Annotated in this window: 18 protein-coding genes and 1 pseudogene; 15 read left to right on the top strand and 4 right to left on the bottom strand. The window is 38.2% G+C overall.

What is annotated here, in order from left to right; all coding sequences use genetic code 11:
- The first annotated feature begins 182 nt into the window (after window positions 1-182).
- From yycF to rlmH, 8 genes are all read left to right on the top strand, one after another.
- The gene (gene yycF / locus J7E67_RS02030; protein ID WP_214716227.1) at window positions 183-893 is read left to right on the top strand and encodes a response regulator YycF; all 711 of its coding nucleotides are present in this window, start codon (window positions 183-185) and stop codon (window positions 891-893) included.
- A gap of 5 nt (window positions 894-898) precedes the next feature.
- The gene (gene walK, locus J7E67_RS02025) at window positions 899-2,725 is read left to right on the top strand and encodes a cell wall metabolism sensor histidine kinase WalK (protein ID WP_168241411.1); all 1,827 of its coding nucleotides are present in this window, start codon (window positions 899-901) and stop codon (window positions 2,723-2,725) included.
- Window positions 2,722-4,044 (top strand): YycH family regulatory protein, encoded by a 1,323-nt coding sequence (locus J7E67_RS02020; RefSeq protein WP_214730826.1) that lies wholly within the window; start codon window positions 2,722-2,724, stop codon window positions 4,042-4,044. The genes walK and J7E67_RS02020 overlap by 4 nt, the downstream gene beginning before the upstream one ends.
- Window positions 4,031-4,831, top strand: a complete 801-nt coding sequence (locus J7E67_RS02015; protein WP_214730824.1) for a two-component system regulatory protein YycI — start codon at window positions 4,031-4,033, stop codon at window positions 4,829-4,831. Before J7E67_RS02020 ends, J7E67_RS02015 begins: the two co-directional genes overlap by 14 nt.
- A 6-nt stretch (window positions 4,832-4,837) precedes the next feature.
- A complete protein-coding gene (locus J7E67_RS02010) occupies window positions 4,838-5,632 on the top strand; it encodes an MBL fold metallo-hydrolase (RefSeq protein WP_214730822.1) in 795 nt (264 codons plus the stop codon).
- Between the two features lie 250 nt (window positions 5,633-5,882).
- Entirely contained in the window at window positions 5,883-7,124 is a 1,242-nt protein-coding gene (locus tag J7E67_RS02005) for a S1C family serine protease (protein WP_214716223.1), read from the top strand.
- Between the two features lie 154 nt (window positions 7,125-7,278).
- On the top strand, window positions 7,279-7,437 hold the full coding sequence (locus J7E67_RS02000; RefSeq protein WP_088084854.1) for a CxxH/CxxC protein: 159 nt from the start codon (window positions 7,279-7,281) through the stop codon (window positions 7,435-7,437).
- A 101-nt stretch (window positions 7,438-7,538) separates the two neighbouring features.
- Window positions 7,539-8,018 (top strand): 23S rRNA (pseudouridine(1915)-N(3))-methyltransferase RlmH, encoded by a 480-nt coding sequence (gene rlmH, locus J7E67_RS01995; protein WP_088084853.1) that lies wholly within the window; start codon window positions 7,539-7,541, stop codon window positions 8,016-8,018.
- Between the two features lie 159 nt (window positions 8,019-8,177).
- Here rlmH and J7E67_RS01990 read toward each other — a convergent pair whose 3' ends face one another.
- Window positions 8,178-10,229 (bottom strand): helix-turn-helix domain-containing protein, encoded by a 2,052-nt coding sequence (locus J7E67_RS01990; protein WP_214730820.1) that lies wholly within the window; start codon window positions 10,227-10,229, stop codon window positions 8,178-8,180.
- Window positions 10,230-10,365: 136 nt separating this feature from the next.
- Between J7E67_RS01990 and J7E67_RS01985 the strand changes: the two genes are divergently transcribed.
- The 6 genes and pseudogenes from J7E67_RS01985 (at window position 10,366) to J7E67_RS01960 (ending at window position 16,718) form a co-directional block, all read left to right on the top strand.
- Window positions 10,366-11,595 (top strand): MFS transporter, encoded by a 1,230-nt coding sequence (locus tag J7E67_RS01985; RefSeq protein WP_214730818.1) that lies wholly within the window; start codon window positions 10,366-10,368, stop codon window positions 11,593-11,595.
- A gap of 12 nt (window positions 11,596-11,607) precedes the next feature.
- A complete protein-coding gene (locus J7E67_RS01980; protein WP_251026510.1) occupies window positions 11,608-13,053 on the top strand; it encodes a M20 family metallopeptidase in 1,446 nt (481 codons plus the stop codon).
- Window positions 13,054-13,212: 159 nt separating this feature from the next.
- Window positions 13,213-13,365: a hypothetical protein gene (locus J7E67_RS01975; protein WP_214730814.1), complete on the top strand. Its 153-nt coding sequence runs from the start codon at window positions 13,213-13,215 to the stop codon at window positions 13,363-13,365.
- A gap of 14 nt (window positions 13,366-13,379) precedes the next feature.
- Window positions 13,380-14,560 (top strand): annotated as a pseudogene (locus tag J7E67_RS01970) (M20 family metallopeptidase).
- Window positions 14,561-14,620: 60 nt separating this feature from the next.
- On the top strand, window positions 14,621-16,183 hold the full coding sequence (sdaAA, locus tag J7E67_RS32015; RefSeq protein ID WP_214730812.1) for an L-serine ammonia-lyase, iron-sulfur-dependent, subunit alpha: 1,563 nt from the start codon (window positions 14,621-14,623) through the stop codon (window positions 16,181-16,183).
- A gap of 169 nt (window positions 16,184-16,352) precedes the next feature.
- Window positions 16,353-16,718 carry a hypothetical protein gene (locus J7E67_RS01960; protein ID WP_214730810.1) on the top strand — a complete coding sequence of 122 codons (366 nt, stop codon included), beginning with the start codon at window positions 16,353-16,355 and terminating at the stop codon, window positions 16,716-16,718.
- A 357-nt stretch (window positions 16,719-17,075) separates the two neighbouring features.
- On the opposite strand, the gene J7E67_RS01955 is transcribed toward J7E67_RS01960, so the two are convergent.
- The 3 genes from J7E67_RS01955 to J7E67_RS01945 are packed head-to-tail and all read right to left on the bottom strand — an operon-like array spanning window position 17,076 to window position 20,436.
- A complete protein-coding gene (locus tag J7E67_RS01955) occupies window positions 17,076-17,963 on the bottom strand; it encodes a transglutaminase family protein (RefSeq protein ID WP_214716221.1) in 888 nt (295 codons plus the stop codon).
- Between the two features lie 2 nt (window positions 17,964-17,965).
- On the bottom strand, window positions 17,966-18,925 hold the full coding sequence (locus tag J7E67_RS01950) for an alpha-E domain-containing protein (protein ID WP_214716219.1): 960 nt from the start codon (window positions 18,923-18,925) through the stop codon (window positions 17,966-17,968).
- Window positions 18,922-20,436: a circularly permuted type 2 ATP-grasp protein gene (locus J7E67_RS01945; RefSeq protein WP_214730808.1), complete on the bottom strand. Its 1,515-nt coding sequence runs from the start codon at window positions 20,434-20,436 to the stop codon at window positions 18,922-18,924. Before J7E67_RS01945 ends, J7E67_RS01950 begins: the two co-directional genes overlap by 4 nt.
- A 291-nt stretch (window positions 20,437-20,727) precedes the next feature.
- Between J7E67_RS01945 and J7E67_RS01940 the strand changes: the two genes are divergently transcribed.
- On the top strand, window positions 20,728-23,412 hold the full coding sequence (locus J7E67_RS01940; RefSeq protein ID WP_214716216.1) for a response regulator: 2,685 nt from the start codon (window positions 20,728-20,730) through the stop codon (window positions 23,410-23,412).
- Window positions 23,413-23,426 lie beyond the last annotated feature (14 nt).

The following is a 23,426-nucleotide window of genomic DNA, read 5'->3' as shown; positions in this document are numbered from 1 at the left end:
AATCAACAGCCCAGTTTAACAGAGCCTTTTTTATAAATAGAAAATATTGTTATTCCAATCTTGCCAAATGCTACTTATAGGTGAATTTATGCCAATAACATGATACAGTAATCTAGTATAGTTATGACTTCTAGAGCATTTGTTAAATAGATTAGATCGACTAAATGATAAGGAGAGATGGTATGGAAAAGAAAATTCTTGTTGTTGATGATGAAAAGCCAATTGCAGATATCTTACAGTTTAACTTGAAAAAAGAAGGATACGTTGTCTATTGTGCTTATGACGGAAACGAAGCACTCCAGTTGGTTGATGAAATCCAACCAGACTTAATCCTCTTAGATATTATGCTTCCATTACGAGACGGGATGGAAGTTTGCCGTGAAGTCCGTAAGAAGTATGAAATGCCGATTATTATGTTGACTGCCAAAGACTCTGAAATTGACAAAGTCTTAGGTCTTGAACTCGGTGCGGATGATTATGTAACCAAACCGTTTAGTACAAGAGAATTGATTGCGCGCGTAAAAGCTAACTTGCGCCGTCACCAGCAAATTCTGACGCAGCCAGATGCAGAGAACGAAACCAATGAAATTGAAATTGGTTCACTTATTATCCATCCTGATGCTTATGTCGTTTCAAAACGCGGTGAGACAATCGAGCTTACGCACCGTGAATTTGAATTGCTTTACTATTTGGCTAAACATATCGGTCAAGTGATGACGAGGGAACACCTCCTGCAAACGGTTTGGGGTTACGATTACTACGGAGACGTGCGGACCGTTGATGTAACGGTTAGAAGATTGCGGGAAAAAATTGAGGACAGCCCGAGTCATCCAACGTGGATTGTTACTCGCCGCGGAGTTGGATACTATTTGCGGAATCCTGAACAGGAGTAAGATGAATGAGAAAGGTTGGTTTCTTTCGCTCTATAAACGTAAAATTCGTTATCATCTATGTCCTCCTTATTTTAGTAGCCATGCAAATTATCGGTGTTTATTTTGTCAAACAGCTTGAAGAAACATTACGGACAAACTTCCAGACTTCGATAAAGCAACGGGTTGATTTGCTTGCCTACAATCTGGTTGAGGAAATGGAGAAAGAGAGAACGCCTGAAGATCCAACACTCGAAGAGGATATCAAAAAAATACTCAGAGACTTTGATGCAGGTGATATTTCGGAAGTTCGGGTGATTGAAAACAGGTCCCTTAAAATTCTTGGTACCTCACATCCCAGTAACCAAGGGGTGGTTGGACAAAGGACAACAGAGCTCCGAATCAAACAATCAATGGTTTTAGAAGAGGATCAAAGCGCAATATTAATCGACCCCCAAACAGGCCATCGGATTTGGGTCCTCTCTACTCCGATTATGTCTGGTAAAAAAGTAATTGGTGCGATCTACCTTGTCGCAAAAATAGAAAATGTCTTTGAACAAATGAAAACCATTAATGGGATTTTTGCTACAGGGACAGCGATTGCCTTATCGATTACAGCTATATTAGGGATATTATTAGCCCAAACCATCACAAGACCGATTGCTGATATGAAGAAGCAGGCCTTAGCGATGACCAAGGGTAATTTTTCACGGAAAGTTAAAGTATATGGCAATGATGAAATTGGGACACTGGCCGTTACGTTTAATAATTTAACGAAAAAGCTCCAGGAAGCACAGGCCATGACCGAAGGGGAACGTCGGAAGCTGTCATCTGTTTTGTCCTATATGACGGATGGTGTAATTGCTACCGACCGGAAAGGCCGGGTTATTTTAATCAATGAACCAGCGGCAGAAATGCTGAATGTTTCACGTGAAACAGTTCTGACCCAGCCAATTGTATCGTTATTAGATTTAGATGATACCAATTCCTTCGAAGACTTATTGGAGGAAAAGGATTCGATCATTTTAGATTACAGTACAAAAACCGAGCGTTATTTCCTGCGTGCCAATTTCTCTGTGATTCAAAAAGAGACGGGCTTTGTCAATGGATTAATTGCGGTTTTGCATGATATCACGGATCAGGAAAAAATTGACGCCGAACGAAGAGAGTTTGTCGCCAATGTATCCCATGAACTTAGGACACCGCTAACGACAATGAGGAGTTATTTAGAAGCTCTTGCAGATGGTGCCTGGCGGGATGAGGAGATTGCTCCGGAATTTTTAGAAGTGACGCGGACCGAAACAGAAAGAATGATTCGCTTGGTCAATGACCTGCTCCAGCTTTCAAAAATGGATAGTACGGATTACAGGCTGAAAATCGAATGGGTAAACTTCGTCGACTTCTTCCACCGCATCATTGACAGGTTTGAAATGTCGAAGGAACAAAACGTCACTTTTAAAAGAAAACTCCCGAATCATGTGATATTTGTTGAAATTGATGAAGATAAAATGACACAGGTCTTATACAATATTATTTCAAATGCCTTAAAGTATTCACCTGAAGGCGGAAACGTTACATTTTCGATTAAAGAGATGGACGATAAAATTATTGTCAGCGTAACAGACCAAGGCATGGGGATTCCGAAAGAGAATATTGGAAAGATTTTTGATCGTTTTTATCGTGTCGATAAAGCAAGAACTCGGAAACTAGGCGGTACGGGCCTAGGTCTGGCGATTGCAAAGGAAATGGTTAATGCTCATGGTGGGGCAATCTGGGCAACAAGTGAGGAAGGGAAAGGAACAAAGATTTCCTTTTCGCTCCCATATGAACGTTCTGAAGAGGATGAATGGTCATGAGATACGAAAATATTAAATCAGGGATTTTAACCTTTTTAGTTCTGGTTAGTATTCTTTTAACATGGAATCTTTGGACCTACCAGCCTAATTATGACACGATGGAAAAGAGTAATACGGTAGCTGAAGTCACCTTAAGTGAAAAACAAGAGGTCCAAAAGATCGTCAGGCCTGACCAGGTGTTTTTTCACGTGAAGGGTCAGCATTATGGAACCAATAACACAGAAGAGATCGAAAAGGTTCTCAAGCAATTAAGCAGTTGGGCCTTTTTTGATGTAAAAAAATATACAAACGAAGTGAAGAACATTAAGGAATTAATCCATGGCAGCGGCAATGCGGAAATTATTTTTCCAGGAGAAGTCCCGATTGAGTTATATCGCAGTGTCTTAAATATTGAGGGTAAAAAAATACCTTCTTTCACCTTCAATCGAATCATTGTCAATGTTGAGAATTCAGAAAAGGAAAATGGGATAGTTTATTTTGTTTCCACTGAACATCAGCAAGTATATATAAGTCATATTTCTTCTGCTCATTTAAGTGAATTTAATCGTAATATTTATAAAAATGCAGCGCAGTTCCCACGTCATTTCGCCTATGAAGCTTCTGAATGGCGGACGATTTTTCTTCCAGAAACTGAAACAGAAATGACAACCTATAAATATTTGCCTGTTAATCTTGATTCTGAGGAATTTAAAGAAGCACTTTTCAGCGATCCTAGTTTTGTGCAAAAAAGCTTCGTCCCTTCAGGGGAGGAATATACGAACGATTCTAGTAAAATGACGTTGAATTTCGAAAGTAACGTCCTTCGCTATGTCAATCCAACCGTAGAAGAGAATTTTGTTAATAGCTCTTATGATTTAGTCAAACGGAGTATTGACTTTGTGAATGAACATGGCGGCTGGACAGACCCTTATCGCTATGTTGACAAAAATGAACTTAATCACTCCGTAACCTTTCGTTTATACAGCATCGAAGGCTATCCCGTCTTTAACGGAAACGGGATTGCTGAAATTAGTGAGGTTTGGGGCCGAGATGAAATCAATCAATATATTCGGCCAAATATTTCTTTGGAGCTTCCCCTTACAACGGAAATGAAAAAGGTCACACGCCCATCGGGGCATGATGCACTGGAATTTTTACAAAACAAAAAGAATTTTAAGCCAAGTCTTCTTGAAGAAATGATCTTGGGCTATCGGATGGAAAAGGATTCAGATGAGAATAAGCTAATCCTTTTAGAACCCGCCTGGTTCTATCGCTATGATAAAACATGGGGACAGATTACGATGGAAGACCTAGGAGGATTGCAGCATGGATTGGAGTAAGATTAAAACAATTTTTATTATAACGTTCTTAATTTTAGATGTTTATCTCTTATTTCAATTCATGAAAGTCCGTGATGCCAATAAATATGAAGTGATTACGGAGGCCTCGTTTGAAGAAAAACTGAAAGCGGATGAAATCAAATTTGTGGACCTTCCCAAGGATCCCATTAAGGCTCAATACCTCAGTGCAAAGCCTAAGATGTTTAATCAAGAAGATATTAAAAAACTTAAGGGACAGACTGTTGTTCTAAGCGGAATCGGGACAACCTCTCTTCATGCCAAATTAGAGAAGCCACTGCAGTTAACTAATAAGTTTGAACCGGCAGAGCTTTCTACCTTTTTAACGGATAATGTGCTTTTTGGAGAGGATTATCAATTTGGAGAGAAAAGTAACAAAGATCAAACGATCACTTACTATCAACGATCGGAAAATTTCCCGTTGTTTAAGAATATTAATGGGATGATCACATTTAAAGTGAATGAAGCTGATCAAATTGTATCTTATGAACAGACCTTCCTGGAGGAAATGGAAACTTTAACAGCAAAAGAAGAAATTCTTAAGCCGTTAAAGGCGATTGAAACCTTGCACCAGAAAGGGATGTTGAAGTCGAAGAGTAAAATTACCAGGGTAGAGCTTGGCTATTCCACACTCATCCAGTTGGCTGCTTCACAAGTATTAGCACCAACTTGGCGCTTTGAGGTCGATGGTAAGGAGAGCCTGTTTGTGAACGCATTTGAAGGGCAGATTATTCAATTTAACAGCGATGAAAATAGTAAATTGGAGTGAAATAGCATGTCTTTAAGTTATAGCATTCTTGCAAGCGGGAGTACAGGGAACGCCCTTTATGTGGAGTCTGATGAACATTCGTTTCTAGTTGATGCTGGGTTTAGCGGTAAGCAAATGGAGGCACTGTTTGGACAAATTGACCGTGATATTAGTAAACTTTCCGGAATATTTGTCACGCATGAGCACAGTGACCATATTAAGGGAATTGGGGTTCTCGCCCGTAAATATCAGTTGCCTGTATACGCGAATGAAAAAACTTGGCGGGCGATGGAACACTCGGTCGGAGCGATTCCAACGGAGCAAAAGTTTGTTTTTGATACGGAAACAGTGAAGAGCTTTGGTGCTGTTGATATTGAATCATTCGGGGTATCACATGATGCTGCAGAACCCATGTTTTACGTTTTTCATCATGGAGGAAAGAAACTTGTCTTAATCACGGATACAGGTTATGTCAGTGACAGGATGAAGGGGACCATCTCCAATGCAGATGTGTATATTTTTGAATCCAACCATGATGTTCAAATGCTTCGGATGGGCAGATACCCATGGAATATTAAACGAAGAATTTTAAGTGATGTGGGCCATGTTTCCAATGAGGACGCAGCCTTTGCGATGAGTGATGTGGTTGGCGATCAAACTAAGCGAATTTATCTTGCCCATTTAAGCATGGATAATAACATGAAGGACTTAGCAAAAATGGCGGTAACACAGACCCTTCAGGAGCGTGGGCTGATTGTTGGCGAACAATTTGGCCTTTACGATACAGACCCGAAAATCCCGACTGCCTTAACGGCTGTGTAGATCATTTTAAAAGAATGAAGAGCCTTTTTATAGGCACTTCATTCTTTTTTTTATTGGCTATGTTGATTGGAACGAAGCGCCTGGAGCGCAAATCAACAGACGATAATTTATTAAAAAACTATGAACAAAGTCGTAAGTTTTTATTAATACAAGGTAATTATTTAGTAATTTATAGATGAACGAGTATAATTGTAATTATAAGCCAAAATAAACGGTAGCAATCTTTTCGGAAAGTGAGGAATGATGTAAAGTGGGTTATTATGATGATCATTCACAAAACCGCTTCAGGGAACAGAAAGGAAACAGGGGTGGAGTTTTCCTAGCCAGCGTAGTTGGTGCGATACTTGGTGCAATTTTAGTAATTATTGCTATTCCAGCCTTATCCAATCGTGGGTTCCTCCCCTACCAAATTGATTCAAATGAAAACAATGCAGTAGAATCAACTAACAATAATAATGATCAGAATATCATCCAAAAACAGGTTTCCTATGATGTGAACACAAATACAACGAAGGCAGTTGAAAAAGCAGCTGATGCTGTGGTCGGAATCAATAATATCCAGTCCACCAGCTTTTGGTCTGATGATCAAGCCGATTCAGAGGAAGAAGCCGCTGGAACGGGCTCAGGAGTTGTCTATAAGAAGGCTGGAGGTAAAGCTTTCGTTGTCACAAACCATCATGTGGTTGAAGGGGCAACAAAGCTGGAAGTAAGTTTGATTGACGGGACAAAGATCCCTGCTAAGCTGCTCGGCAGTGATGTCTGGACTGATTTGGCTGTCCTCGAGGTCGATGCGGACAAGATAAAAAAGGTAGCTGAATTTGGTGATTCCGATAGTTTAAAAATGGGTGAACCCGTTATCGCGATCGGGAACCCGCTTGGCGCAACCTTTTCAGGGTCGGTCACACAAGGAATTATCTCTGGACTTAAGCGGACGATTCCGGTTGATATTAATCAGGATGGATTAATCGACTGGAATGCAGAAGTACTGCAAACCGATGCGGCCATTAATCCAGGAAACAGCGGCGGGGCCTTAATTAATATTACTGGCCAGCTAGTTGGAATTAACTCCATGAAAATTGCGCAAAATGCAGTTGAAGGAATTGGATTATCCATCCCAATCAATTCGGCCCGGCCAATTATCGATGATCTTGAAAAGTTTGGAACGGTTAAACGTCCATATATGGGAGTGGATTTAAAATCAGTCTCTGAAATTCCAGCCTACTATCAAGAAGAAGCGTTGAAATTGCCTCGATCAATCAATTATGGTGTAGCCTTACGACAAGTCGTACCAAATTCGCCAGCCGCTCAAGCAGGCTTGCAAGAGTTGGATGTCATCGTAGAGATGGATGGGCAAAAAATTAACGACGTCATCGATCTTCGGAAACATTTGTACCAGAAAAAGAAAATTGGCGAGCAATTGGAGATTAAATATTACCGTGAAGGTAAGTTGAAGCAAACGACATTAAGATTAGCAGCAGAAACAACTCAATAAAAGCGTGGGCAAAACAGGAAAGTGAACCGTTCACTTTCCTGTTTTTATTTGTGTTATGATGTATAAGTTATTGCGTTATTTCGTATGACAGGATGATATAAAGTAAACAATAGCTTTAATGAAATGTATAAGTGTAGGAAAGGTGAAGTAGAAAATGATTTATTGCTGTGAGGAACATGTGGATATTGCCTTAGATACGATTGTGGATGATTTTGAGACTTTTCCCGTTTTGTCGAAAATAGATGTGGATAACTTATCAACAAACTGTGAATATTGTCAAAATACGGCTACATATGTTGTGGCGAACAAATGATTCCATACAAGATGTGGATAAAAAATGTGAATATGTGGATAACTTCTGTGGATATCTTGTTTGTAAGCTGTTTGTAATCAAGTTGAAAAGGGCTGTGGATTGTGAATATCTCGATTGTTACGGTTGGTAAATTGAAAGAGAAATATTTAAAACAGGGTATTGAGGAGTATTTAAAACGACTGACTGCCTATGCAAAAGTTGATGTCATTGAAGTTGCCGATGAAAAAGCACCTGAAATATTAAGTGAGTTGGAAATGGTCCAGGTAAAGCAAAAAGAAGGCGAAAGAATTTTAGCAAAGATTAGCCAAGATACATATGTAATTGCCTTAGCGATTCAAGGAAAATTAGGCTCATCCGAGGAACTTGCTGATTCACTAGACAAGCTAGCTACCTATGGAAAAAGTAAGATTGCCTTTGTGATCGGCGGGTCATTGGGCTTAAGTGATGAAGTCATAAAAAGATCTAATGAGCAGCTTTCTTTTTCGCGGATGACCTTCCCCCACCAATTGATGAGGCTCATACTCGTTGAGCAGATATATAGAGCGTTTCGGATTAATCGGGGGGAACCTTATCATAAGTAACGGCGGTTTTTACATTGATTACCTTATCGGGTCACATAATAAATAAAAGAGGCTATATGCAGGTACTAATATAGGTAAAAAAGATCACCAAACTAAATTGAGTGATCTTTTTTAATATATTGCTTACCTATCAAGCTGTTAATAGTAATATTGCGGAAGTCAAGTTAGTGAGACGATTGAAATTCTTAAATAACATGCAAGCTGAATTTTTAAAATGTCTTCCGGATTAGAAAAGGAAATTTGAAGCTTTTCTTCGATCCTTTTTAGCCTTTGATATAAAGTATTAACATGGATATGCAACAGTTTGGCTGTTTGTGTAGCTTGACGGTCGTTTTCCATATATGCAAGCAGGGTTTGTTCCAAATCTAAAGCACCATCTTTATCAGATTGGAGGGGGTTAAAAACTTCACTAACAAACGAGTTCAAGTCATCCATGGGTTGGTGAATAAAAAGATGATTAATGCCAATATCCTGATAATTTACGATACTTTTAAGCTGCCTCGAGATAAGAAAAGAAAGGGCTTTATCCGCTTCGGAGTAACTTTTTGCTATATTACCCATACTTGGATAGCAAGTACCAATCCCTACTTTTAGCGATTCTTCATGCACATTAATCCAGTTGGAATGAATAAGCTCTAGTTTCTTTTTTACATAATCTTGATCTGCATAGTTATTAAATTGGCATACCAACGTCACTTTATTTCCATAACCAAAAACGATTGAAACATATATTCCTAACTCTTTTTTAATTTGGGCAATTAGTTTGTGCATTTGCATATAAAGAAAATGAAAATCTGCATGAGGATGGATATGAATTGCGATTGCCATATAATAGGAATGATGATCAATTCTAAGTTCAATGGCCTTCTTTCGTATCAGGTTATATTCTCGGCACTGAATAAAATCATTAAATAGATCATTTGTTTTTTGATAATAAGAATCCACTAATGTTTGTTTTCTGATAATCTCTAATGCAATCACTGAACTTGCCTGTTCAATAATCATTTTGTTTAAAGGAAAAAGATCATCTTTCTCCATTTCTACTGCCATTATTCCAATCGGTACATCAATAGCAATAATGGGGTGAATATACAATGATTGACTATTAATAGACTCAGTAAAAAAAGATTGAGTTTGTAATTTTGTATTTATTTTTATCATTTCTGAAGGAAGTTCCAATTTCCATGGGGTTGGACTTGAATATAGTTGATTATCTGTTAAGTCTACTATCATTAATGGATGGTTTATCATCTTTTTTATTTCATTTGCAATTTTTTGTAAACCCTTATTTTGAAGAGACAGTTTTATTAAAGTATTGTGTATTGTATCTCGTTGAATTAAAAGATCATTTTGTTTTTTGAGATTTTGGTAGAGTCTCGAATTTCTTAATACAATAGAAACCTGATCAGAAAAACTTTCTAACAGTTGTTGATCATCTTTCGTTAAAAGGGGATAAGAACCATTTTGGTAGACGATCAATACACATAAAGTACTCTCCTCAACCTTTATTGGAACTGAAATAATGGATTTCAAATCATCAAATTGGACAGAATTATACAGATGAAAAAGATTATCTGATGAAATATTAGATGATTCTGAGAGAATTTCATCTATATTGGTAAAAATAAAAGATTTATTATCTTTAAATGTTTTCCCGATAATTCCCTCCCCAACCTTCATCCTCATTTTTCTAATTTCTTCACTAGGACCGCCCGTCCAAGCTTTAGGAAATAGCACATCTAAGCTTGGCTCGTACATCCATAGAACTCCCATATCTGCTGCAGGTATAACAGATATGGCATTTTCTAATATTTTTTTTAACAAGTCATCTAAATCTTCGAGTACGGATATATCACGAATGCTCTCCATCATTTTGTTCCTAATATATTTTTCTCTATCTAGCATTACTTGCAAGTAATGTAAATCTATTATCGGTTTAAGTTTTTGCTTGCTCTCAATGTTTAGTACGGAAGATTTGCTGAGTCTGATGACAATGGTTGTATGATTGGAATAACGATAGTAAATATCGGTGTATTTTTCATTGGTAAGTATTTTTTCATTGAAAAATCTTTCTGGTGTGGGAGTTTCTTTGTCAAAATGATGAGATAAAACAAGTGAAAAATCTAATCCTTTTATACTTTGCCACATCTGAAAATGTGAAAGGCAACAGGTATCAATTAAAAATTGTTTGATTTTCATCAAGGTCTCCACTTTTTACAACCCCCCAAAGGACTATGTAGAACTAAACATAATTTATGTGATTATTATATAGGACCCAACATTGTTTGAATAGTCTAAATTTTTTATACTTAAATAGAGTTCAACAAATTTCGCTAGGAGGAACTATATGGTATCCAAATTATCGCAGAACTGGAAGTATGTCATTATCATCTTACTATTTTTAGGGTGGTCAATTGGAAATTTTGATCGATTTTTTATGAATTATGCGATTTTAGGTATTTCAAAGGATCTCCAATTAAGTGCCTCACAGACAGGAATTGTTTTAAGTAGCTTTTTTGCAGGTTATGCATTAATGCAAATTCCAGGTGGATGGCTCGCCGATCGTTTTGGTTTCCGAAAAATAATTATCATGGCTGTTTTTGCTTGGTCCGTTTTCACTATTTTGTCAGGAATGGCATGGTCCTTCATGTCCTTAATCCTTATTCGATTTCTTTTTGGACTTGGGGAAGGTAGCTTTTTTCCATCTGCATCAAAAGGTATTGCGAGTTGGTTTCCGCAAAATGAACGGAGCCGTGCCATGTCATTCATGCTTACTTCTGGTACGATTATGGGGGTAATAACACCAATAATTGGTACCCAATCCATGCAAAGTATCGGTTGGAGAATGATTTTTTACATTGCGGGTGCCATTGGTATTATATTTGCCTTGCTATACGTCTTTTTCATAAAAGAGCGGAAAGGTTCAACTATAGGAAGGAATGATAACCCTTCCAAGAGTAAAGCTCCTTTAAGAGATGTTTTAAAAACTCCGATTATATGGAATTTGTTCATTGCCTATTTTGCCATTTATGCAGTGCAATGGGGATTAATGGCATGGATGCCAACCTATTTAGTAGAGGCACGCCATCTCGACTTAACATCAGTTGGGTATATTTCAGCTATTCCAGCGTTTGCAGGAATTATTGCGATGATTGTAAGTGGCTATATTTTAGATAAATTACCTGAAGGGAAAGATAAGGTAATTGCAGCCGTATTTGCAGTATTAACTGCGGTTTTTCTATATTTAATGGCTTATGCGCCAAACATAGCAATGTTTGTTGTCTATCAAAGTGTTGTTACTGTATTAATGTCGTTTAATATTATTCTGATCATCTCATCTCCATTAAAAATGCTATCTGAAGAGGTTGTAGGAACTGCAAATGGGTTCATTAATACTGGTGCACAATTCGCTGGTGTCCTAACTCCCATGTTAATAGGATTTTTAGTAGATGCTTTTGACGGTTCTTATACAGTTGCTTTTATTATGCTAATTATGTTTGCTCTATTGTGTGCTGGATCTTTATTTTTAATTCGCACCAAGAAAGAGGTTCCTTCTTTCAATAAAAATGTAAGTTAGGAGATGGAAAAATTGACTGCTATATCAAAAAAAATTACAAATTTAATAGATGAAAAACGCACATTGTATGCACAGCTAAGTGATCAAATATGGGAGTTTGCAGAAACCAGATTTGAGGAATTCCGTTCAGCTGATTTGCTTTGTGAAGCATTGGAAAAGGAAGGGTTTGCAGTAAAAAGGGGAATAGCTGGTCTTGAAACAGGCTTTATTGCTTCATATGGATCTGGTCATCCGGTCATTGCTATTCTCGGTGAATACGATGCCTTGGCAGGGCTAAGCCAACAAGCACGCAGTGATAAGTTTGAGCCCATTATTAAAAATGGAAATGGCCATGGCTGCGGACATAATTTGCTGGGAGTAGGTTCCCTAGCGGCAGCCATTGCGGTTAAGGATTATATGAAAGAACATAAGCTTGCTGGAACAGTACAATATTTCGGCTGTCCGGCAGAAGAAAGTGGATACGGGAAAACATTTATGGCAAGAGACGGTCTTTTTAAAGATGTTGATGCTGCCTTCTCATGGCATCCTGCAACAATGAATGCTGTCATGCACTCTACTGCAAATGCCGTCATCCATGCACACTTTAAATTTAAAGGGAGAAGTGCCCATGCTGCTGCAGCTCCCCATTTGGGTAGAAGTGCTTTAGATGCTATCGAGCTAATGAATGTCGGAGTCAATTATATGAGGGAACATATTATTGATGAGGCACGCATTCATTATGCGGTAACAAATACGGGAGGAATGGCTCCAAACGTAGTTCAAGCTGATGCTGAAGTGACCTATTTAATCCGTGCACCGAAACCATATCAGGTAAAAGAGCTTTATGACAGAGTAGTAGACTGTGCCCGCGGTGCGGCACTTATGACGCAAACGAAGGTTGATTTCGAAATTCATGGATCTTGTCATAATTTGATTCCTAACATGACTCTTGAAAAAGTGATGTACCAATTTATGCAAGAAATAGGAGCGCCTCTTGCTACTGAACATGATATAAACTATGCAAAAACAATCTATGAAACATTGACTGTCGAGGAGAAGCGTGCGGCAGCTTTACAAGTTGGGAAACAGGGAGCTTCTCAATTAGCAGAACGACCTATTGCCGACTTTATCGTTCCTTTTTCTGAAAAAGAAACATTTATGGGAGGTTCTACTGATGTTGCCGATGTTAGCTGGAATGTTCCAACAGCACAATGTGTTACTTCCACCTGGGCTTTTGGAACACCGTTTCATACTTGGCAGGCTGTCGCACAAGGTAAAGAAAGATACGCACATGATGCAATGCTATTAGCTGGAAAAGCAATCGCATTTACTGCTATTTCGGCTCTTGAAAACCCAGAATTACTTGAAAATGCTAAAAAAGAGTTAGCGACAAGACTCGATGGGGAAACTTATAAATCTCTAATCCCGGAAGACCTTACACCTCCGAAATATAGACAAAAGGTGTATCAAACAATATGAAATTCTAAAAGTGAATTTGATAAATCGCAATCTATGTGAATTTTTCCTACGGCTTCCGTTTTTTCTTTGGCCGATAAGAAAGTATAACTTTCTTATCAGGCATAAGTTCAACTACGCCTCATAAACCGCCTAACGGCTTGCATAGGCTTTTATGGAAATATGTCTTGGATTCCATCTTTTCTAAAAACAAAATTCTCATTATCGATTAGTACAGTTGGAACCATCCTGGCATTCAATGCCGTTGGAGGAACACTAGCATTAGCCATTGTTGTATGCAGTCTCATTACCCTTGCTGTTATAACAGAAAAATAATAGGAGGAGAGAATATGTTAAATCAACTTTTACAAAAACTAGATGAGAAAAAAGAAAGAATGATAGAAATTCGCAGATACCTTCATCAATATCCTGAGTTATCTTTTAAAGAGGAAAAGACAGCTCAATATATTGCTGATTTTTATAAAGATAAAGATGTAAAAATACGAACCAATGTTGGTGGATATGGAGTAGTTGTAACAATCGAAGGCGGCCTCCCAGGCAAATCGATTGCCCTAAGAGCTGATTTTGACGGATTGCCAATTACGGAAGAGGCAGATGTCCCGTTTAAATCACAAAATCCAGGCGTTATGCATGCATGCGGTCATGATGGACATACTGCCTATTTAATGATTTTAGCCGAAGCATTAATCGAGATGAAAGATCAATTAAAAGGAAATATCGTACTTCTGCATCAGCCTGCGGAAGAAACACCTCCTGGCGGCGCCGTTGCGATGATTGAAGATGGATGTTTAGAAGGTGTTGATAGTGTTTTCGGCATTCACCTAATGTCCCTAGCGGATACTGGAGAAGTCTGCTATCGTGCCGGAGAAATGCTGGCCGGACGTTCGTATTTCAAAGTGAAAATCCAAGGAAAAGGCGGACATGGTTCAATGCCGCACACAAGTAATGACAGCATTGTTGCCGCAAGTCATTTCGTTGTCGCAGCTCAGACGATTGTCAGCCGCCGAATCAATCCGTTTGATATGGCAACAGTAACCATCGGCTCGTTTGATGGTAAAGGATCCTTCAATATTATTAAGGATAGTGTGGAACTTGAAGGAGATGTTCGGACGATGTCCAGTGAAGTTCGCGCTACAGTAGAAACGGAATTCAAGCGAATTTTAGCAGGGCTTGCTCAAGAATTTGATATTACCTATGATTTAATCTATTCACATGATTACCCTGTTTTAGTGAACGATAATGAGATGACAGAACTGGTTGTTAAGGGGATTAGAAAGGCAGAAATACCTGAAATCAAAGCGGTTGTAGAGACACCGCCTGTATCGGATCAGAGGATTTTGCATATTATCTACAAAAGGTTCCAGGCAGCTTCTTCTATGTTGGGGCAAAGCCTGCTGAAGGTCCTGTTTATCCTCACCATCATCCTAAATTTGTCATTAATGAGGATAGCCTGATTATTGCAGCAAAAGCAATGGCAGCTGTTGTTGCTGAATACTTTGGACAAAAGTAAACTAGGGAAGGGTTCTTATGCTTTGAGCGTGAGGACCGTTTTCTCTAAGGGAGTGATCATATGTCTTTTACTAGTTTAAAAGAATTAATCGAACTTGCGGAGCAGGAGAAAACAAGCATTGCAGAATTAATGATTAAAATAGAGATACAGCAAAAAGGTGAACCTAGGGAGACGATACTTAAAAAAATGGCCGAGCAATTTACGGTGATGGAAGAGGCAGTCCGCAAAGGAACAACGAGCCCTGTTATGTCACGCACTGGTTTGACTGGAGGCGATGGTCACCGACTATATCAATATGCCGAAGGAGGGAATTCCTTTGTCAACCCCTCGACATTAAATGCTGCAGCGAATGCTCTCGCGGTATCAGAAGTAAATGCGGCAATGGGGCGGATTGTAGCCACCCCAACAGCAGGTTCAGCGGGAATATTGCCAGCTGTACTTGTGCACGCTCTTAACAGCAGGAAATTTACCCAGGGACAAATTGTCCATTCAATGTTCACCGCCTCTGCTCTTGGCTTAGTAATCGCGAATAAGGCGTCCATCTCAGGAGCTGCCGGCGGATGCCAGGCCGAAGTCGGATCAGCAACTGCAATGGCAGCAGGCACCCTAGTAGAGCTTGCTGGTGGAACACCAACACAGGTCGGAAATGCTGTCGGTCTTGCTTTAAAGAATTCACTTGGACTGGTTTGCGACCCGGTTGCGGGGCTGGTGGAAATCCCATGCATCATTCGTAACGGTTTACATGCAATTACCGCACAAGTTGCGGCAGATATGGCTTTAGCTGGGGTAACAAGCATCATTCCTCCAGATGAAGTGATCCATGTGATGCATGAAGTAGGACAGCAAATGCCGGAGTCTCTTCGGGAAACAGGGATTGGCGGTCTTGCCGGAACTCCAACAGGGCGAAAATTAAAAGAGCAGATTTTTAGCGAAAGAAGCAGCGGCTGCGGACCGGCAAAATACCAAAGCGCTTATGAGATCATCGGCCCCGTAATGGTTGGCCCTTCGAGTTCGCATACAGCTGGAGCTGTCAGAATCGGGAACATCGCCCGCCAACTATTAAATGAAAATCCATTATATGTAAAGTTTTCGCTGATGGGCTCCTTCGCAGAAACCTATCAAGGACATGGAACAGACCTAGCACTATTAGCAGGTGTTCTTGGTTTATCGACAATGGATGATGGCATTCCAAGTGCCAAAAAAATTGCTGAGGAAAAATGCTTACAATACGAATTCACGAAACGGGTGCTTGGAAGCTATCACCCGAATACCGTTCTCGTGGAATTGATAGGTGCCTCACGTACTGTAAAGGTATTGGCCAGTTCTTTAGGCGGCGGTAAAGTGGAGGTTCAAGAATTGGAGGATTATCCGTTAAAATTTTCTGGTGAACGCCCAACACTTGTGATCCGTCATACCGACCGAAAAGGGGTTATTTCAGAATTATTGGGGATTCTTTATCAAAGAGGGTTTAACATTGCCCGAATGGCTAATGAGCGTTCAAAAATTAATGGTCCTGCGATAACGGTTTGCGAAATTGACAATAAAATCGAAGAAACTGTCTTAGCTTTATTAAAAAAAGAGATTCCGATTATTGACGAAATTGTCTTGGTTCAAACTAAGTAGTTGCCTAACTTAGGTAAATCACTTATCTTTCAACTAGCAGCGTTGAAACTAACAGGAACAACGGTTGTAATCTCCCCTCTAAAAGCTCTAATGGATATCCTTATTATCTAGGAGTGAGTTAGAACAAAAACTTGATCCTTTTTATAGTTACAGAGAGATAATTGCTTATTTGTCCAAGGGTATCTACAATGTTAAGGCTATTTTACATGAGGAAGCAAAAGAAGCCTACTTAAATGGAGCATTTGTAAACCTTCATATTTACCATGAAGATGGTAGTGATGTTTATGAAGATTATGTTTGGATAGAATTCCCTGAGCCATTAAAAAGCTTGAGCCAAGATGTTCCAATAGAATATATTACACATGGATTAAAATTTGCATTAAGTGACTGGGCTTTTGTTGTTAAAACAGATATGGGAATAGAAATAGAGCTAAATGAATTAGGTAAGGCCTTTTTAAAGGTAATAAGGTATGTAAGACCACAATTAGAATTTTTAGCTGATGCACCACATATGGAAACTAGGTCTGACTTATAAATTTTTTCGCCGATAGACTTGTTACGGTGAACCTTACCATAAGTAGCGGCGGTTTTTTTTATAATAAATTATAATACGCAGACTAACCCTTGAAATGTGCATATGTAAAATAAAGGGTTAGTTTTTCCGTTATAAAAGCAGACATTGATAACATTCTAGCCTAACCTAAGTAGGGATAAGGCATTTGAAAGTAATTGGTTCTTTTCAGTTTTTGAGAAAAATTTTTAATAAATCACTATTAACTATTTATAAATAACTTTTGTGTATAAAGAAAAGGTTGCGGATCATTCTTTAAGTAGCAAGTAAAATAACATATTTACTTTTAAATATAAATCAGGAATCAGCACACTTTTAAATTTAACAGAGATTTTTCCCTTCTTCTTGTATATATTGTATATCAACGAAAACTTTTAAATTTTGATTACTAGAACCTTTATAAACACCTTTTACTGGGACGATATCACTATAGTCACGCCCATAAGAGAGCTTTACATATCGCAAGTCAATTTTACCATTATTGGTTGGATCGAGTCCTACCCATCCGAATGATGGTACGTATGCTTCTACCCAAGCATGGGAAGCGTGTTGAAAATGAGATTGATTACTTTCTATATCACCAATAAAATGATATCCACTTACATATCGTGATGGAATATTGAATATTCTACAAGTTGCTATCATAATATGGGCATAATCTTGGCAAACCCCTCGTTTTAATCTTAATGTTTCTTCTAAGGTTGTATTTACGTTCGTTACTTTTTGATCGTAGGTAAAATTTGAATAGATTGCATTTGAAATTTGTTCAAGCAATTGATAAATACTTTTTGATTGATTTTCATCAATAAATGTATAAACGAATTTTTTTAATTCAGGTGTTATGATAGAATAGGGAGTTTCCATTAAATAATCTGCAAACTTATTTTGGAATTTTTTATTGATAAGGATGGCACGTTCTTCCTCATAGGTTAGCTGACTTCTTTCTCGTTGCTCCGTCACAGTTGTCTCCACAATGGAATCCATTTTAATTGTCAGATGTTGATGTGGGGAATTAATAGTAAAATAATGCACCAGATTCCCAAAATAATCAGTATATGGGAATAATGAAACGGCCGGGTCAATCATAATGGTATGCTCACAACATGATTGACGTCCATCGTTTATGGGAGAAAGCCGGAGCTCATTGACACTGGCCACTACTGGATCTTTGTATGTATATTGGGTAAGATGAGTAATTTTTAATTTCACGCTTAAACAAACTCCTCTTGAAAAAATGTTTTTGTAATGATTACTCCGAGTCTATTAATAGATTCCAGCATGTCAAGAATCAGTTCTAATCCAACAGATTCATAATTTTCACCATCTAAACCTGCAAGATTCTGCTTTAATTTTGTGACAAGCTCTATAGCTTTCTCTGCAAGTAAATCAAATTGATAGTCTTGTTTTTTAATCTTCATTAAAAAGATTTCCAAAGTAGACAAGGAATATCTTACTGAACGAGGGAAAGTAGGATTTAAAATTAAAAATTCAATCACTTTTGCTAAGGTAACGTCATCAGCATAAACTTTTCGAAAGGCTTCATATCCACCAACGGACTTCAATAATACAATTAATCGATTATACTTGGCATGATTACAAAGAGGAAGGGAGTCCTTTGTAAAATTAGTATAGATGCTTTGTAGAATACGGACAGTGTTTTCAGCACTCTCAAGAGATTTACCAGATTGAAAAAAATTCCATTCATGATTCCGAACCATTGTGGAATAGGCAGTTCCGTTAAAAAGGGATAACCATTCTTTTGAATGTTGAAAAAAATTATACGGTGACTGCATCATCATGCTACTTAAGTCTTGCTCATTTAACCAAAGATAAAACTCATTCATTATATCCCATAATTCACCGGGCAAAAGCTGCCGTAAAGCACGCATATTATTTCTTACAAAATAAACACAAGAAAACAAGGAATTTTGATTGATCGGCTCAAACGTTAAAAATTGAAGAGCAGTCGTTTCATTAGCATGTTCAAAGTGTTCTTTAAAAAAATGAATGTCACCAATTGAGGCAATAAGCCTTTCCCATATATATTCATTATCATGACTTTTTAATTCATGACGCATATGGTAATTTACATCAATTATTCTCGTGTAATTTTCTGCTCTTTCCAAATATCGGCCTATCCAGAATAAATTTTCAGCAGTACGATTCATCATTTTTCTTTCACCTCATTTTTATTTTCATCATTAATAAGGCTTTCCAATACCCATGTATCCTTCGTACCCCCACCTTGGGATGAATTCACCACAAGTGAACCATCTTTTAAAGCTACCCGTGTAAGTCCTCCTGGAACAACATGTACATCTTTCCCCATAAAGACAAATGCCCGTAAATCAATATGGCAGGGTGCTATATTTTTATTTGTAACGGATGGAGATGTGGACAACTTCATTGTGGGCTGAGCAATAAATTTTTCAGGTGTTCGGATAATCCTTTTAGCAAATGAGCTAATTTCCAGTTCAGAGGCAGTTGGTCCAATTAACATGCCATATCCACCGGAAAGTGACCTTTCCTTGACAACCATTTCAGGCAAATGATTGAGAACATACTCTCTATCAACTTGATTGGAAAGAATATAGGTAGGAACATTTTTTAAAATTGGTTCTTCGTTTAGATAATAACGGATCATCTCTGGTACAAAATTATAGATGGCTTTATCATCGGCAATGCCAGTTCCTGGGGCATTGGCAATAGCGACATGGCCAGCACGGTAAACATTCATTAGTCCTGGAACCCCAAGCAATGAATCTGGACGGAAAGTAAGGGGATCAAGGTATTCATCGTCAATACGTCGGTAAATTACATCAACTTGATGAAGTCCATCTAAGCTTTTCAAATAAACCCTTTGGTCATGAACAATTAAGTCTTTCCCTTCTACGAGTTCAATTCCCATTTCTTGAGCGAGATACGTATGTTCAAAATAGGCAGAGTTATGGATTCCTGGTGTAAGTAAAACAACAGTAGGATTTTTTTTTGACTGGGGAGCAAGGCTTCGTAAACTACTTAATAAAATATTTAAACTTTGATCAATATCTCTAACATGGTGATTAAAATATAATTCTGAAAAAAGATTTACCATGAGGGAACGGTTTTTATAAACATAGGACAACCCTGAAGGAGTTCTTACATTATCTTCTAATACATAAAAATCTCCAGTCTCACTCCGAATTAAATCAATACCGGATATTGGTATATAAACGTTATTTGGAATATTCATTCCTGTCATTTCTTTACAAAAATAAGGGTTAGTAATAACCATGTTCCTTGGAATGATATTGTCTTTAAGTATGTTTTGTTCATGGTACACATCATAAATAAATTGGTTTAATGCACAAATTCTCTGTTTTAATCCTTTTTCTAAAAGTGACCATTCATCTGATGTTACAATTCTAGGAATCATATCAAAGGGAATGGTTCTTTCTAATGATGAATCATTCGGATTTTCATTATACAAAGTAAAGGTGATACCTTGTTTAATCATTTGTGATTGCAAAAAAGAGTTTCGATTATCTAACTCATTTGCCCCCATTTTTGAAAATCGTTGAAAGACAGATTCATAAGGTGTTCGAACTGTACCAAATTGATCAAACATCTCATCATAATAAGAAGATTTTGTGTAATTGGAAAATGAATGTGTTTGTACAGTTTTTAATAAAGGTATAGACATTAGAGCAACCCCTTAAAATTCAACTATTTTACTAATTGTTAAATGTTATGTTTCCTAACATGAACACGGATTATTATATGACACCTATAAACTGCGTTTTGTCGAAATAGCTCCTGAATTTGTGACAAATTTGTGACAAATTTGTGAACTTTTCAAATTTTAAACAAAGTGTTATGATAAATGACATGTAAATAGATATGTGATATTTTGTGACACATAATGTGATATAAAACAAAAAGACGGATTATTTCGAAAAATATAAGAAATAAATGGATATGGGCGGGGGTATGAGTGAGGTTTACAATCGGCAAAAAATTGATCATTGGTTTTCTGGCAGTAGCTATTTTTTTTGGTAGCATAAGTCTGATTTTTTACTATTACATAACAAAAGTAAACGACTCCTATTCAAATTTAATGAATCGGCGGGTGCAGATTTTATCGAACGCAAAAGATATTCAAGTGGTTTCATTACAACAAACCAGTAGTTTACGCGGCTATCTTCTGACTCAAAGCCCGGATTTCTTAATTGACTTGCGAACAGCGAATACACGCTCGAATGACCTTATAAATGAAACCAAATATTTGGTCACTCAACCTGAAACGAAAGATGCCGTAACAAAGTTAGAAGGGCTCAATAAAGAATTCCAGAAAAAATATGAACAATTACTTACAAACTATCAAAATCACAAGGACCAAAAAGAGGCTTTGGATTATTTTGTTACAGAAATTTTACCCATAGGCGTACAGTTGCAGCCACTAGCGAAATTCATTACAGATCGCAATCAACTATTAATGGATGAAGGGATAAAAAGGAATACAGAGCTGGTCCAAAAGGTAAAGGCAACGACCATCCTTTTAAGTGTTTTATCTATTATTTCTACCATTTTGATTGGGCTGCTTTTGTCACGGAATATTATCGGTAATCTATTTAAAATAACGAATGTGATCGCTGGCGTTACCTCCGATTTTAAAGCAGCGACACCATTGCCGCGAATTGAGGTTTCTTCCCAAGATGAAATCGGCGATATCGCCCAAGCTTTTAATGAAATGGCTAAAGCCCTTCAGGAACAAAGCTGGTTAGAGACGAAAATTACAGAAATGGCTACCATGTACCAAGGAATTCATGATTTACAGAACTTGGCGGAGCAATTCATCACGAAGATTACGCCGATGATGGGAGCAAGTTACGGTGTTTTCTATATCAAAAAGGGCTCTGGGGATGGAAAACGCCTCCATAGGCTCGCAGCATATGCTTATAATGGTCAGGACATTGGCTCGCCGGTTTTTTGCTTCGGAGAAGGGCTAGTCGGACAGGCCTCATTGGAAAAGAGAATGATTTTGCTTACCGATATTCCGGAACAATATATTCAAATCTCCTCAGGAACAGGGGCGGCCCAACCGTCAAGCATTATCATCATACCGGTAGAATTTGAAGGGCAAGTCACTGCTGCCATTGAATTGGCATCATTCAATCCATTCAGCCCAATTCAGCAAACGCTGCTGAAACAGATACTGAATCATATTGGGATTACGATAAACAGTGTGGTTGGCCGCATGCAGATAGAAAATCTGCTAAGAGAATCGAAGGTATTAACGGAAGAACTTCAGAGTCAGTCTGAAGAGTTGCGGCTCCAGCAGGAAGAACTACAAAGCATTAACGAAAAGCTTGAGGAACAATATAAAAACGCCGAACAAAAGTCAAAAGAATTAGAAAAGACAAAAATAGAACTGGAAGAAAATGCAGAGCAACTTGTTCTCAGTTCGAAATACAAATCGGAATTTCTCGCTAATATGTCACATGAGCTGCGGACTCCTCTCAATAGCTTGCTGATATTGGCCCGCCTGCTTGCTGACAATGAGGATGGAAATTTAAAGGAGAAACAAGTGGAATTTGCACGTACGATCTATTCATCCGGCAATGACCTGTTTCAGTTAATCAATGACATTTTGGACTTATCGAAAGTGGAGTCGGGAAAAATTGATATCATTCCTGATGCAGTGAACTTAATGAGTATTTGTACTTCTTTGGAGGGTCAATTCCTCCCGGTGGCCCGTCAGAAAGGTCTTAAACTTACTGTACAGCTGGAGTCAGGACTGTCGGATGCCATCTTTACGGATGAATACCGTTTACTTCAAATATTAAAAAATTTGCTATCCAATGCCTTTAAATTTACCAAACAAGGCAGCGTCCTGATGCATATTTTCAAAGCGGGCAAAGAAATTTTATCCAAGCATTCTGAACTGAAAAATATAGATACAGCCTTGGCCTTTTCTATAACAGATACAGGCATAGGGATTCCCAAAGAGCAACAAAGCCTTATCTTTCAAGCGTTTCATCAAGGGGACGGGACGACCAGCCGAAAATACGGAGGTACAGGATTAGGACTTTCGATTAGCAGGGAAATCGCCCAATTATTAGGCGGGGTTATTCATTTTGAAAGCATCGAAGGGATAGGAAGCACTTTTACACTGTTTTTGCCCATTGATGTAGTGGATATTATTTCAGCAACCGGAATCTTCAAGCTAGAGGCTGCTGCGGCGCTTGCCGAATCCTCAACAATGGAGCAAGAGACCCCTTTATTACAAAATAGTGAACCTTTTTGGAATGGCAAGAAAATATTGATCGTTGATGATGATATGCGTAATATATTTGCACTAACTACGGCTCTAGAGAACCGGAAAATGAAAGTGGTTTTTGCAGAAAATGGGCGACAGGGTATTATGGTTTTACAAGAGAATCCGGACATCGATCTCATCCTTATGGATATAATGATGCCCGATATGGATGGATATGAGGCGATTAGCGCCATTCGACAAATACCTCAATATGAAGATTTACCGATTATTACGCTTACGGCTAAAGCGATGAAAAATGACCGGGAAAAATGCATTGAGGCTGGTGCGTCCGATTACATAAGCAAACCTGTTCATTTGGAGCAGCTTTTCTCGCTCATGCAGGTTTGGTTGTACAGATAGGTGGAATCAATGTT

Source organism: Bacillus sp. ISL-46, assembly GCF_018613205.1.
This window is presented reverse-complemented; position numbering and strand designations above follow the sequence as displayed.

Bases quoted from the DNA above. Each gene is read 5' to 3' on its own strand.
- yycF (WP_214716227.1), top strand. From the start codon at position 183: ATGGAAAAGAAAATTCTTGTTGTTGATGATGAAAAGCCAATTGCAGAT.
- walK (WP_168241411.1), top strand. From the start codon at position 899: ATGAGAAAGGTTGGTTTCTTTCGCTCTATAAACGTAAAATTCGTTATC.
- J7E67_RS02020 (WP_214730826.1), top strand. From the start codon at position 2,722: ATGAGATACGAAAATATTAAATCAGGGATTTTAACCTTTTTAGTTCTG.
- J7E67_RS02015 (WP_214730824.1), top strand. From the start codon at position 4,031: ATGGATTGGAGTAAGATTAAAACAATTTTTATTATAACGTTCTTAATT.
- J7E67_RS02010 (WP_214730822.1), top strand. From the start codon at position 4,838: ATGTCTTTAAGTTATAGCATTCTTGCAAGCGGGAGTACAGGGAACGCC.
- J7E67_RS02000 (WP_088084854.1), top strand. From the start codon at position 7,279: ATGATTTATTGCTGTGAGGAACATGTGGATATTGCCTTAGATACGATT.
- J7E67_RS01985 (WP_214730818.1), top strand. From the start codon at position 10,366: ATGGTATCCAAATTATCGCAGAACTGGAAGTATGTCATTATCATCTTA.
- J7E67_RS01975 (WP_214730814.1), top strand. From the start codon at position 13,213: ATGTCTTGGATTCCATCTTTTCTAAAAACAAAATTCTCATTATCGATT.
- sdaAA (WP_214730812.1), top strand. From the start codon at position 14,621: ATGTCTTTTACTAGTTTAAAAGAATTAATCGAACTTGCGGAGCAGGAG.
- J7E67_RS01950 (WP_214716219.1), bottom strand. From the start codon at position 18,925: ATGATGAATCGTACTGCTGAAAATTTATTCTGGATAGGCCGATATTTG.
- J7E67_RS01945 (WP_214730808.1), bottom strand. From the start codon at position 20,436: ATGTCTATACCTTTATTAAAAACTGTACAAACACATTCATTTTCCAAT.